The organism is Novacetimonas hansenii JCM 7643 (assembly GCF_000964405.1).
Lineage (GTDB): Bacteria > Pseudomonadota > Alphaproteobacteria > Acetobacterales > Acetobacteraceae > Novacetimonas > Novacetimonas hansenii.
This window is the reverse complement of sequence record NZ_BANE01000353.1, coordinates 13,491-26,336: the sequence shown is the minus strand read 5'-3', so window position 1 is coordinate 26,336 and position 12,846 is coordinate 13,491. Positions and strand designations below refer to the sequence as shown.

Here is a 12,846-nt window from a genome sequence, read left to right as displayed (position 1 = left end):
TATCCTGAAATTATAAAGGTTTTTGGTGAAGCTTTTTCCAAAAAACTTCAGAAGACGCCGCCTTTCAAAAAAAGGCGGCACCCAAAAACTTTTTGCCAACGCGTTGTTTTCAAACACTCTCTTCTTTCAAGCCTCCCTGTCACTCCACCCCTGCGCCATCTGGCTTCACACGATATGGCGCCGCGGCCCTGGGCAATCCGTCCTCGATCGGCAGTGCCGGATTACGCGACCATTCGTTCCATGATCCCATATAGATCCGCAGCCGCGTGAACCCGGCCAAGGCCAGCGCGACATAGGTATTGGCCGCGCGGGCGCCCTTGAAACAGTAGATGATGATGTCATCACCGGGAAACAGGCCCCGCGATGCAGCCAATGCACGGATTTCCTGTGCAGTGCGAAAGGAGGCATGGTTATCGGTGACATGCATGAACTCATACCATTCGATCCATACCGCGCCGGGTATCCGCCCTTTGCGTGGCGCGAAATCAATACCATAGGGCGACGAGCTTTCGCCCAGCCATTCCACCCGGTCACGATTGTCCAACAGCCTGACCGTCGCCGAGCCCAGGGCGGCGCGCACATCCGCGTATGTGGCCATCAGGTCGGCATTGATCGAAAGCGGGAACTGCGTCCGCACAGGGGTCGTAACCTCGGTCGTGAACGCACCGCCTGCCCTGCGCCACGCGCTCAGCCCGCCATCAAGGATGCCGACATGGGGATAACCAAGGTAGCGCAGTATCCAGTATCCCCGGCATGACGCGCCATAACGCGTATGCAGGGCATCTTCGTAAATGATGGCGGTCTTTTTCCCATCCAGGCCATAATCGGCAAACAGGTTGGCAAACGTATCCTGAAGCGTCCTGAGGCCCCCTTCGGTTGTTTCGGCAAGATAGGTAAAGATATCGGCCATGTTGACCGCGCCGGGAATATGTCCGGCCTCGTAATCCTTTGCGTCGCGCACATCAATCAGGATGGCGTCGCCACCAGCCATCAGTTTGCGAACATCATCAGGGGAATAAAGGACAGGTGCCGGCATCATCGCTTTCCGCATGGTTGAATACTGAGACCCAGCACTATCAGCAACCAGCACACGGATGGAGGCGGCACGGCACGGTGCCGCCATGATGTGGGCGGGACACTCCATTACCATGCCCCCCTTCCATAATGGGGACAGGCAGTACAGCATTGCGTGAATGGATGCGTTTTGGCGGGCGTCCGCATGACAGCATCTGTATGCGTTGGCCTGCTATTACATTCGACCCTCCCGCCATGAAGGACGTACATGATGCGGACTGCCGGAAAATTCCTCCTCCTCGCCACGGCCCTTACCACCAGCATCGCCATGACCCTTATCCCCGGTCACGACGCAGCGGCGCGGGCACGTCCCGTCCTGCTGGAACATGCCTGCGTCATTGACGGAAGTGGTGCTGCCGCGCGGCCCGACACCTCCATCCTGATCGAGGACGGGCGCATCATATCCGTCGGCCCACAGATCAATGCGCCGCGTCATGCACGCCGCATCGACATGACGGGACGCACTGTCCTGCCTGCACTGATTTCGGACCACAGCCATGTGGGGCAGGTATCGGGCACCACCAACGGCACACAGAATTATACACGTGCCAATATCCTCACGGCCCTGCGGCAATATGCACGTTATGGCGTGCTGACGGTCACGGCGCTGGGGCTGAACCGTTCGCCCCTGTTTGACGAACTGCGCCGTGAACAGCATGCCGGCCGCAATCCGGGGGCGGACCTGTTTGGTGTGGATCAGGGCATTGGCGCACCCGATGGCGTGCCACCACAAAAACGTTTCAACCTGGCCGCTGACGAGGTCTTTCGCCCCACCACCCCTGACGAGGCCCGCGCCGCAGTCAACAAGATGGCCGACGAAGGCACTGACCTGATCAAGCTGTGGGTGGATGATTTCCGCAATGGCGTGCCGGGGGCAAAACCCCTGCCAAAGATGTCGCCCGACATCTATCGCGCAGCCATCGCACAGGCCCACCTGCGCAACAGGCGCGTGGCGGCCCATATCCATGACCTGTCCGATGCACGCGCGCTGGTGGATGCCGGGGTGGACATCCTTGCCCACGGTGTGCGCGACCAGCCGGTGGATACGGGCCTGATCGAAAGCATGGAACAACGCGGCACATGGTATATCGCCACCCTTGACCTTGACGAAGCCAACTATGTCTTTGCCGAACATCGCGAATGGCTGGATGACCCGTTCCTTGCCGCGGGCCTCGACCCTGCCCTGCGCGCGCAGTTCGCAGACCCCAGATGGCGGGCACAGGTGCTTGCCGCCCCCCTGACCGCCGCATCGCACACGGCGCTGGCGATGAACATGCGCAACCTGCTGACCCTGTACCGGGCGGGCATTCATGTTGGTTTCGGCACGGATTCAGGGGCAATGCCCACACGTATCCCCGGATTTGCCGAACATCGTGAACTGTACCTGTCGGTCGCTGCGGGACTGACGCCGTTACAGGCGATCTCGCTTGCGACAGGCAATGCCGCCGCCCTGCTGCACCTGTCTGACCGGGGCCTGATCGCACCGGGGCTGCGGGCTGATCTGCTGGTGGTGGATGGCCGTCCTGACCACGATATCGGCGATATCAACAAGATCGCACAGGTCTGGCAACGTGGGGTCAGGACCGACGGGCCACTGGTCCATGGCGAATAGGGCACATTTCCCCACATATGAACATCCCGGTGATGTCCGGCGGGCCACAACATCCGCCTGAACGCCAGAGACAGACAAGCAGGTGGACAGGCAGGCAGGCGGACAGGCAACCACATCAGGGCGTACGCATTGGTTGCATGCACTTTTGTCTGAAAGAAAATGGCCAAGGATATGGCAGACGGGACATGAAGAGGAGATATCTGCAATGGAACCATGGCACTCGTTCACCGAATTCGGGAAATCCGGCACGATTTACCAGTTCAAGCGCCCCCCCGAAGACCTGCCTGACCAACCGGCGATCTTTCTGCTGACCACCGTGATGGGATCTGTCGCCAAAGGCGGGTCATGGGAATTCCTCAGCCCCAGGATCGGGCGCGTCCACTCCCTGCGTCATGAATGGGACAGCGTCATCACCCCTGCACGCGCCGTGGCGGAGGAAAGCGACGACGTACTTGTCTGCTTCGTCTCCGACGGTTCGCTTGACGACGCGTTCGACGATCTGTGCACAGGGGGCGCGCAGGCGCTGCCAGCCTGAACTGCATGCGGGCGCCGCCTTGGGAAAGGGCGCCCGTCAAAGCCTGTGCGTATTATTTCATCTTGCTGAACGTACCGTTCTTGAGCGAGACCTCAATTTCCTCCAGCGAGCGTCCACGCGTTTCCGGCACATAACGCAGGACGAACAGGAACGCCGCAAGGTTCAGCACGGCAAACATCCAGAACGTGCCCGCCGCCCCCAACGCCTGCACCAGCGACAGCGTCGTCAGCGATACCACCAGGTCCGCCACCCAGTGCGTCGCGGCCACAAGGCTCATTCCCTTGCTGCGGCATGACAGGGGATAGACCTCCGCCCCCACCAGCCAGACCGCGACCGACAGGCTTCCGACGTTGAAGATGGCATAGGACACGACGGCCGCCGCCGTGATCCATGTATTGATCCCCTGTGTCGCACCGATGGCGAACATCGCGCCCAGCACCAGCAGCGACACCACAGCTCCAGGGATCAGGCGCAACAGCAGCGTACGCCGCCCCCACGCATCGACGGCCCAACTGCCGAATGTGGTGGAGGCCAGCATCGCCACCCCAATGGCGATGGAGGTCAGCAGCGCCGAACTCTTGCCAAATCCTACACCGGCAAAGATCGTCGGCGCATAATACAGCACAGCATTCACACCCGTGATCTGACAGAACAGGGCCACCCCGACCGAGGCCACCAGTGCGGGACGCACCCATGGCTGGAACAGGGCGGACCATGGCGCCTGCTCGTCATGCATGGCGATGATGGAGTCAAGTTCGCTTCGCGCCACCGCCGGGTCATGGCGCAGGCGTTGCAGCACTTCAAACGCGCCTTCAAGGTTGCCTTTCATCGCCAGCCAACGCGGGCTGCGCGGCAGCAGCGACATCCCCACAAACAGGATCACCGCTGGCACGACGCCCAACCCGAACATCAGCCGCCAAGAACGGTCCTGCAACAGATATCCCACGATGAAAGAGGCAAGGATACCCGCGACCACCGCCATCTGGAACAGGACCACCATCTGCCCGCGTTTTTCACGCGGCGCGATTTCGGCGATATAGACCGGCACGATCTGCGAACACATGCCCACCGCCAGCCCCAGGATGAACCGCGCGAACACCAGCAGGGACACACCGGGCGAAAACGACGCCACCAGCGTGCCGAATATGAACACAAGGGCGGCCAGCATGATCATGTAACGCCGCCCCAGCCGGTCCGACAGGGGGGCGGCAACCAGGCAACCACCCAGCGCGCCAGCCACGATGGCCGAGGTCACGACCTGCTGTCCCAGCGTATCGAGCGTGAAATCACTGGTAATCTGCAACAGCGCGGCGGAAATGATGCCCGTGTCATAACCGAACAAAAGCCCCCCCGTCGCCGCCACGGCCGCGATCAGGCCAACAATCGGGGGGGTGGAGGCCGCCTTGGTGTCTTGCGCCATTATTCTTGTTTCTTTCAGTGCGTCATGTGCCTGACGGCATATGGCCGGGACAGGGTGTTGCCCCTGACCCGGCGGTTCATGTGGCCCATGGCCCTCAATGCAGGGAAATCTTGACCAGCAGCCACGGACGCTGCTCCATATCATGCCCGTCGTGGAAAACCGGCAGGCGCACCCACTGCCCCACCGTCAGCCATAACGTATTACCCACCAGCGCCATGCTGTCGGGCGCAATCAGGCGCGGATCATGGGCAACCATCGACAGGTGGCCATCCGGGGCGCGCCGGATGACGGCATGATGTTCGATATCGGTCAGATACAGCGCATTGTCCGGCGCGGTCGCCATGCCATCGACCACGGCGGTCTCGCCCTCGTCACGAATGGCCTGCCCAAGCTGGGCTGGCGTGGTGGCTGGATCTGACACAAGCGCGGTGGGCGCGCTGTACAGGCGGCGGCTTGACAAGGGTTGCCAGTACAGGCGCGTGGAATCGGCACTCAGCGTCAGGCCGTCAATCCCGCCCTGCCCCATGACGGGATGGGTCGGGTTGTACTGCAACATCTGTCCGTCAAGTTCCATGGCAAAGCCCGGATCGGCCCGGACGGAGGGCGCATTTTCCAGCACGCGCCGCGCCTTGCCCGTGGCGATATCCACCACGATGATCGCAGGATGGTCCGCGATGGAGGTATCGCTGACATATGCCGTGCCCTTTGCACCATGCGTCATGTCCACACGCACGTCATTGACATGGCTGTCATCACGCGTGGCCCCCGTCCCGGCACCCAGCGCAATGGTGGAAACGACCTGCCCGCTTGCCACATCAATACCCAGCAGCGCGGGCCGGGGCGGGGTCGTGTCGCCTGCGACCGTCCCTTCGTCCACCACCCACAGGCGGCCCGTCGCATCCACCGTCATGCCCAGTGGCGAAATGAAGCGCGCCTGTGTCGCCGCATCGGGAAAGGGCTGTGGCTTGCCATTGCTGAGCACCGCGAGGCGCGGCCCCTTATGGTCGGCGGCACTGCGCGGGAAGCTAAGAATGATGCGACCATCAGGCAGGGCGGCAATGCCCGATGCCTGCATGTCGGCAAAACGCGCGGCGACGGTGATATTGCCCGATGGGATCGACCCACGGTCCACACTGTCACCCGCCTGCGCCTGCAACGGAACGCACAGCCCCCCCGCAAGGGCCATGACCTGCAACAGGCGGAAAGGGCGTAAGGGAAACTGCGGAGAGTTCATACCCGGCATTCCATTCTTTCTCTGACTCGGACCAAGCTGCCACCGACATATTGCGACCAGGACAACATACTGAAAATATTAAAAACCCTTGGGGGGGGAGCCGCCCGGACCCTGCCGTTCATGCCCGCGAAATCCGCCAACCGACACAGGACATGGCGTGATGGCGCGGCTTATGTCGCGGCCCCATAACGCATGGCATCACGCACACCACCATAAAGCGCGCGGTACCGTGCAAGCGACACATCATAGGCCCCCGACAGCGCGGCATCGGGATGCACCGTTTCCACCCGTTGGGGCGCAAGGCAGACATCGCGCACGCTTTCCCCCGTCACCGCCAGGCGCGCAAGGCGTGCCGCGCCGAACGCACCGCCCTGCTCCCCATGCGCCAGGCGATGCAGCGACACGCCAGTGACCGTGGCGATAATCGAAATCCACAGGCGGCTGCGTGACCCGCCGCCAATCACATCGGCCTGCGTCAGGGGGGAATGCGCATCCGCCAGCACATCGACGACATCGCGAAACGAAAATGCCACCCCTTCAAGCACCGCCTGCGTCATGTCCGCGCGCGTCGTGCCCGACGACAGGCCCGCGAACACCCCCCGGATGGCCCCGTCATTATGCGGCGTGCGCTCGCCCGAAAGATACGGCAAGAAAATCACCGGGGATGGGCGTTCCACCCGTTCAGGAAGTTCAGCAAGCAGGTCGCCTTCAGCAATGCCGGTCGTGCGCGACCACCATGCCAGCGATGACGCCGCCGACAATGTCACCCCCATCTGGTGCCACATCCCGGGCACGGCATGGCAGAATGCGTGAATCCCCCCCTGCGGATGCGGGCGGAAACGCTGCGTCGTCACCCACAACACCCCCGACGTCCCCAGCGACACAAACGCCGAACCTGCGGCCACCGCGCCCAGCCCCACGGCACCGGCGGCATTGTCACCCGCCCCACCGGCCAGGATGGGGGCATCCTTCATCCCCCATCGCCGCGCAAGGGCGGGATGCATCCGCCCGGCGGGTGCGCTCCCTTCCACCAGCGCGGGCATCGCATGGCGTGTCAGGCCCGTCGCGGCCAATGCCGCATCCGACCAGCATCGCTGCCCCACATCCAGCCACAACGTGCCGGACGCATCGGACATATCCTCGATCATCTCCCCGCACAGGCGATAACGCAGCCATGCCTTCGGCAGCAGGACATGACGCGTCGCGGCAAATATCTCGGGTTCATGCCGCGCCACCCATAACAGCTTTGGCGCGGTAAAGCCGGGCATGGCCACATTGCCGCACACCTGTCGGCTCTGGGGGAAACGACGTTCGAATTCATCGCATTCGGCAGTCGCGCGCACGTCATTCCACAAGATGCACGGACGCAGCACCTGCCCGCCATCGCCCAACAGGACCGCGCCATGCTGCTGCCCCGACAGGCCGATGCCGCGCACCTGCGCCATTTCATGCGGATGTGCCGCCGCCAGCGCGTCCAGCACCGCAAGCGTCGCATTCCACCAGTCCTCGGGGGCCTGTTCGTTCCATCCGTCATGCGGCGAACTGATGGTCAGGGAACGCGAACACGCACCCACCACACTCTGACTGCCATCAACCAGTACGGCCTTGATGGCCGATGTGCCCAGATCAATTCCGACAAACATTTATTATTATCCCGTACCGTCGGATACGGCGCATGTGGCGCCGTCCCGCACGGCCTGTATTGCTTTGCCGTTCTGCGTTGTTCCAACTGAAAACACACAGGGTCCGGCTTGGCAAGCATCCGGTACACACCTTCGGGTTATCGCACACATAACCGGGAGGGGGCATCAGAGTGGGGATTTTCAGGAAAATGCGATGCCCGAAAGGTTTTATCGCTTTGTCATCAATGGTTTATTTTAAAATATTACACGCACCATATGCCGGGTACGCACAAACGGGGATGGGGTATCCCCCATCCCCGCAACCGGCGACGGATGCACGCACCCGCGCGGTATCAGTGATCGTGCTGTTTAAGGAACGTCTCCACGATGCCATTTACATCGGAGGCGCATTCCAGTTGTGGCATGTGCCCGATCCCGCTGAAGACATGGCGCGTAATGGCTTCTGGCAGGCCGTCGGCCTCCGTAACGGGCAGGATCTCGTCTTCTTCCCCCCACAGAAGGGTTGCCGGCACCTGTCCGCCCGTCAGCACGGGCCGCAGGTCGTCGCCCTGCTTCCCGCCGGGGAAACACGCCGCCGCCACCGCCTGCAACGCCGCCTGCGCCCCATCAAGGCGTTTATAGCGCAGGACATCATCGGTCATGCGCCGACCAATCAGCGATTTGTCATGCACGAGGAACTTCAGCACATCTTGCAACGCGCGTGTGCGGTCGGCCTCGATAAAGCCGTTGATGAAGGTCATGTTGACCTGCGCCCCCAGCCCGGCAGGCGCGATCAGGGACAGCGAGGCCACACGCCCCGGCGCGATGCGCGCCAGTGTCAACGCAATCCCGCCACCCAGCGAATGCCCCATCACATGTACCCGCGACAGGTTGAAATGATCCAGCATCTGCGCGGTGACATCGGCAAAGAATTCCAGCGTTCCCGGTCCGACATCCTTGGACGACCCACCATGGCCCGGCAGGTCAAAGGCGATGACCCGCCGCCCGTGCGCCAGCGCCGCATGGTTCAGCATCCAGTTCTTGAGATCCCCGCCGAAACCATGGATCAACACCAGCGGCGTCGCGTCCCCCGTGCCAAGGTCATGCACGCGCAATGTATGCGTACCAACCGTTACAAGGGTTGGTTCCACCGCAGCTTCCGCACCTTCGTCCGAGGTGTTGTTCGCAGCGAATTCCGACTGAAAACGGGTAATGAACGCGTCGATTTCCGTATCCGGCACCGATGCGTCCGCCACCACCGCAATCAGCGCGCCGACCGGCAAAGTTTCCCCATTGGGTGCAACCTGCCGGCGCAGGATACCTGATGCCGGACTTTCGAAGGAATTGGTGATCTTTGAGGTCTCGATATCGACCAGTTCGTCACCCGCCTTCACCGGCTTGCCCGGGGCGATCATCCAGCCCGCGACCTTCCCCTCTGTCATGGCAAGGCCGAATTTGGGCATGGTGATGGGTGTGATCTCACTTGCCATGTCAGGCTTTCTCCGTAACGCGCACGTTCATGACCGATGTGACGGCCGCTTCTATCCGCTCCACACTGGGAAGATAGAGGTTTTCAAGCACCGTCGCGAACGGCACCGGGGTATGGGGCGGCACGACACGGCGGATGGGCGCGCGCAGGGCGTCGAACGCCTCTTCCGCCACCAGGGCCGCGATGTCGGTGGCCATGTTGCATCTTGGGCTTGATTCATCGACGATCACAAGGCGACCGGTATCAGCCACGCATTCCAAGATCGTGTCGCGATCCAGCGGCGATGTCGTGCGCGGATCAATGACCGTACAGCCGATCCCCTTGCGTTCCAGCCGGTCCGCCGCCTGATTGGCAAGGCCCACCATACGGCCGAAAGCCACAATCGTGACATCGCTGCCTTCACGCGTCAGGTTCGCTTCGCCGAACGGAATGGTATAGGCCTCGTCCGGGACGTCTTCTTCTTCGTCATACATCACCTTGTTTTCAAGGAAGATGACAGGATCGTCATCGCGGATCGACTCAATCAGCAGGCCCTTCGCCTCATAGGGGGAAGAAGGGACAACCACCTTCAGGCCGGGGATATGGGTGAACAGGGGATACAGCGCCTGGCTGTGCTGTGCCGCGGCATTGAACCCCGCGCCATACATCGCGCGGATCACCAGCGGCGTGCGTGCCTTGCCACCGAACATGTAACGGAACTTGGCCGCCTGGTTCATGATCTGGTCAAGGCAGCAGCCCACGAAATCCACGAACATCAGTTCCGCGACCGGACGCAGGCCCGTCACCGCCGCCCCTGCCGCCGCGCCAATATAAGAGGCCTCGGTAATCGGGGTGTCGAGGACGCGGTCCTCCCCGAATTCCTCCAAAAGGCCCTTGGTCACGCCCAGCACGCCGCCCCATGCATCCTTGATCCCGGCAGAGCCACCACGGCCACCGGCCACGTCCTCGCCCATCAGGATGACACGCGGGTCACGGCGCATTTCCAGGCGGATCGCCTCGTTAATGGCCTGTCGAAAGCTTTTCTTGCTCATTCTTCATTCTTTCGGACAATGGTTGCGAATATCGCGGTCACAGGCGGAGCGTTCCCGCCTGCCCGCACCGATGCGCAACCGGTTCAGTACCGCACATACACATCCGCCAGCAGGTCCGGTTCCTGCGGCAGGGGATCGGCCTTGGCCTGCATGACCGCGCTTTCGATCTCGTCCGCGACGGCGGCGTCGATCTCATCAAGCGCCGTCTCCTCCAGCAGGGCGGCCTGTGTCACGCGTTCACGGAACAGCTTGAGACAGTCATGGTCGCGCCTGGCCTCCGCCACCTCGCCCGCGGCGCGATAGGTCATCGCGTCCCCTTCGAAATGGCCGTACCAGCGTTGCAGGTGGACATGCAGCATCGCAGGCCCATTGCCCGCGCGCGCATGTGCGATCACCTCAGCCGAGGCCTGGTGTACGGCAAAGAAATCAGATCCGTCGCATTCGAAATAGGGCATGCCGAACGCGGCCGCGCGCGCCTTTTGCGTGCCGGCACAGGCATAGGACGCGGCCGTGGCCTCGCCATAGCCATTATCCTCCACCACGAAAACGGCAGGCAGGTTCCACACCGATGCGAGATTGAGGCTTTCGAGCGTCGATCCCTCGTTCGAGGCCCCGTCGCCATAGAATGCGACCGCCACAGCGCCATTGCGCAGCGTCTTGTGCGATAATGCCGCGCCACAGATCAGCGGCGGCCCACCACCAACAATGCCATTGGCGCCCAGCATCCCGCAGCCAAGGTCGGCAATATGCATCGACCCGCCCTTGCCCCGGCACACACCGGTGCTGCGGCCATAGATTTCGGCCATCATGCCCGCAACCCCCACGCCCTTGGCGATGCAATGGCCGTGGCCACGATGGGTGCTGGCGATCGTGTCGTTATCCGTCAGGTTGGCGCATACGCCAACGCCCGAGGCCTCTTCCCCGCAATACAGGTGAACAAAACCTGGGATCTCGCCCGTTGCGAACTCGACATGCAGGCGTTCCTCGAACATGCGGATGGTGCGCATCGCACGATAGGAACGCAGCAGCGTTTCACGCGCTATTTGCATGGATATCTTCCCTGTTCCAGCCATGGGTTCGTCTATGGCGTTCATTCTCCACCCGATGCGCGGCAATCTGGCGCGACCGGGCACATCCGCACCTCAGCGCCACCACGCCGCCTGAAACAAGCATGGGCGCATCGCTTTCACGCCCATGTGACGCCCCATGTCCGAAGTGTCGCGAAACGCGACACTTCGCCATGGGTTAAGGCGACATTAACCGCACCAGACACCCACGTACCAACCGTTACACAATACCAACCGTTACACGACAAGGCGACGCATGCCCCCATTTCCCCATCCCGTTCCCAATGAAACGCCCATGCTGCCCACACAGGGCGAGCTGGAGGCCTCATGGCGCCGGTGTGGCCATGACTACGCGCTTGACCCCGTCGCACCGTGGATGCCGCAGGTGCTATGCGATGCAGAACTGCGGCAATGCTGCCAGCGGTCAGGGGCGCTGTTGCGGCATGCGGAGGCGGCGATGGCGCAACTGCACACCATGCTGTCACCGCTGGGATATGCGACGCTGCTGGCGGATGCGGATGGGGTTGTGCTGGCGCACCGGGTCGATCCTGCCATCCGGCGGGGGTCGCGGCGATGGTGCCTGTGGCCCGGCGCGGTATGGGATGAAACGCACGGGGGCACAAACGGTGTCGGCACCTGCCTGGCCGAAGGGCGGCCGGTGGCCGTCCATGGCACACAGCACTGGCGCACCACCCTGCGTGGGCTGGCCTGTATCGCGACGCCCATCCACGACGCGCTGGGCCGCGTGGCGGGCGTAATCAATGCCAGTTCGTTCCATCCGGCACAGGATGGTCGTGAAACCGCGCTGATCAGTGCGATCGTGACGCAGGCGGCGCGGCAGGTTGAACACACTGCCTTCATGGACCGATATCACGGCCATGCGATCATGCTGCTGGGCGAAGGGCATGACGGATCGGTGCCCATGATTGCACTGGATTCGGACCGGGTGGTGGTCGGCGCAACCCATGCCGCGCGGGCGCATATGGGGATAGCCCCGGCGCAGGACCTTAATTTCTGCCTTCTTGCCGACACGCAGGACACCATGGCCGAAGGTGGCGAGCTGCGTCATGCACAGAAAATGGCAATCCGCTCCGCCCTGGCAAGTGCGCGTGGCAAAGTGGCGGTGGCGGCGCGGATGCTGGGCATCAGCCGATCCACACTGCACCGCAAGATGCGGATGCTGGCCCCCACGGACACGCAGGCCTGTTAACGGCAATCCGGGGATACCCAACATTTTCAGGGGCTGCCCCTGGTTCGGGCATGAAAGGTCTGTACAAATCTTTTGGAAAAATCAGAATCGAGATTTTGTAAATTGATGATGATGTCAGGATTATTTTTGATGCCCCCTGCAACCGATACAAAAAGCCATCAATGGCAGTTCAAAAAAGGCAGCATCAGCAATCATTTGGGATACTAAAAATTCTGATGGAGATGATTTCTTTAAAAAAAACTCCTAAATATTCCCATCATTACTTTATATGATGTTTGAAACGTTCTGGATTCACACCTCACTGAAACAATGAAAGTTTCCGGAAAATTTTCCCAAGAAACCATTGAAAAGCATCGTATTTCAAGAATGTTAAAGTAACGACTGAAATATACAACTCCTTAAAAACCATTTATAAAAAATAAGAAAAGTTTTCAGGGGCCGCTTCCTTTTAAAAATATGGCATTCTGTCGAAGAGATTATTTGAGAAGTCAACCCAAATAACATACTAAAATTATAAAGGTTTTTGGTGAAGCTTTTTCCAAAAAGCTTCAT

Annotated in this window: 10 protein-coding genes; 3 read left to right on the top strand and 7 right to left on the bottom strand. The window is 61.3% G+C overall.

The window, feature by feature from the left end:
• Positions 1-139: 139 nt before the first annotated feature.
• Entirely contained in the window at positions 140-1,039 is a 900-nt protein-coding gene (locus tag B7G66_RS16580; RefSeq protein ID WP_040511116.1) for a sulfurtransferase, read from the bottom strand.
• 243 nt (positions 1,040-1,282) lie between these two features.
• On the opposite strand from B7G66_RS16580, the gene B7G66_RS16575 reads away from it, so the two are divergent.
• Together B7G66_RS16575 and B7G66_RS16570 are read left to right on the top strand one after the other, a co-directional pair.
• A complete protein-coding gene (locus B7G66_RS16575) occupies positions 1,283-2,686 on the top strand; it encodes an amidohydrolase family protein (protein ID WP_003622166.1) in 1,404 nt (467 codons plus the stop codon).
• A 205-nt stretch (positions 2,687-2,891) separates the two neighbouring features.
• Positions 2,892-3,221 (top strand): hypothetical protein, encoded by a 330-nt coding sequence (locus B7G66_RS16570; RefSeq protein ID WP_003622164.1) that lies wholly within the window; start codon positions 2,892-2,894, stop codon positions 3,219-3,221.
• A 52-nt stretch (positions 3,222-3,273) separates the two neighbouring features.
• Here the strand turns inward: B7G66_RS16570 and B7G66_RS16565 are convergent, their stop codons facing one another.
• From B7G66_RS16565 to B7G66_RS16540, 6 genes are all read right to left on the bottom strand, one after another.
• Positions 3,274-4,641 carry a sugar porter family MFS transporter gene (locus B7G66_RS16565; RefSeq protein WP_003622163.1) on the bottom strand — a complete coding sequence of 456 codons (1,368 nt, stop codon included), beginning with the start codon at positions 4,639-4,641 and terminating at the stop codon, positions 3,274-3,276.
• A gap of 94 nt (positions 4,642-4,735) precedes the next feature.
• Positions 4,736-5,827 (bottom strand): L-dopachrome tautomerase-related protein, encoded by a 1,092-nt coding sequence (locus B7G66_RS16560; RefSeq protein ID WP_048859422.1) that lies wholly within the window; start codon positions 5,825-5,827, stop codon positions 4,736-4,738.
• Positions 5,828-6,045: 218 nt separating this feature from the next.
• Positions 6,046-7,518 carry a xylulokinase gene (gene xylB / locus B7G66_RS16555; protein ID WP_003622161.1) on the bottom strand — a complete coding sequence of 491 codons (1,473 nt, stop codon included), beginning with the start codon at positions 7,516-7,518 and terminating at the stop codon, positions 6,046-6,048.
• Between the two features lie 332 nt (positions 7,519-7,850).
• Positions 7,851-8,987 (bottom strand): acetoin dehydrogenase dihydrolipoyllysine-residue acetyltransferase subunit, encoded by a 1,137-nt coding sequence (locus B7G66_RS16550; RefSeq protein WP_003622160.1) that lies wholly within the window; start codon positions 8,985-8,987, stop codon positions 7,851-7,853.
• A gap of 1 nt (position 8,988) precedes the next feature.
• Complete coding sequence (locus B7G66_RS16545; RefSeq protein ID WP_003622159.1) at positions 8,989-10,017, bottom strand: alpha-ketoacid dehydrogenase subunit beta; 1,029 nt, start codon at positions 10,015-10,017, stop codon at positions 8,989-8,991.
• Between the two features lie 83 nt (positions 10,018-10,100).
• A complete protein-coding gene (locus B7G66_RS16540) occupies positions 10,101-11,066 on the bottom strand; it encodes a thiamine pyrophosphate-dependent dehydrogenase E1 component subunit alpha (RefSeq protein ID WP_040511114.1) in 966 nt (321 codons plus the stop codon).
• A gap of 274 nt (positions 11,067-11,340) precedes the next feature.
• Here B7G66_RS16540 and B7G66_RS16535 point away from each other — a divergent pair, with 274 nt between their 5' ends.
• Positions 11,341-12,294: a GAF domain-containing protein gene (locus B7G66_RS16535; protein ID WP_003622157.1), complete on the top strand. Its 954-nt coding sequence runs from the start codon at positions 11,341-11,343 to the stop codon at positions 12,292-12,294.
• Positions 12,295-12,846 lie beyond the last annotated feature (552 nt).

Excerpts from the sequence above, each read along its gene's own strand:
- B7G66_RS16580 (WP_040511116.1), bottom strand. The coding sequence starts at position 1,039 with ATGATGCCGGCACCTGTCCTTTATTCCCCTGATGATGTTCGCAAACTG.
- B7G66_RS16575 (WP_003622166.1), top strand. The coding sequence starts at position 1,283 with ATGATGCGGACTGCCGGAAAATTCCTCCTCCTCGCCACGGCCCTTACC.
- B7G66_RS16570 (WP_003622164.1), top strand. The coding sequence starts at position 2,892 with ATGGAACCATGGCACTCGTTCACCGAATTCGGGAAATCCGGCACGATT.
- B7G66_RS16565 (WP_003622163.1), bottom strand. The coding sequence starts at position 4,641 with ATGGCGCAAGACACCAAGGCGGCCTCCACCCCCCCGATTGTTGGCCTG.
- B7G66_RS16560 (WP_048859422.1), bottom strand. The coding sequence starts at position 5,827 with ATGGCCCTTGCGGGGGGGCTGTGCGTTCCGTTGCAGGCGCAGGCGGGT.
- xylB (WP_003622161.1), bottom strand. The coding sequence starts at position 7,518 with ATGTTTGTCGGAATTGATCTGGGCACATCGGCCATCAAGGCCGTACTG.
- B7G66_RS16550 (WP_003622160.1), bottom strand. The coding sequence starts at position 8,987 with ATGGCAAGTGAGATCACACCCATCACCATGCCCAAATTCGGCCTTGCC.
- B7G66_RS16545 (WP_003622159.1), bottom strand. The coding sequence starts at position 10,017 with ATGAGCAAGAAAAGCTTTCGACAGGCCATTAACGAGGCGATCCGCCTG.
- B7G66_RS16540 (WP_040511114.1), bottom strand. The coding sequence starts at position 11,066 with ATGCAAATAGCGCGTGAAACGCTGCTGCGTTCCTATCGTGCGATGCGC.
- B7G66_RS16535 (WP_003622157.1), top strand. The coding sequence starts at position 11,341 with ATGCCCCCATTTCCCCATCCCGTTCCCAATGAAACGCCCATGCTGCCC.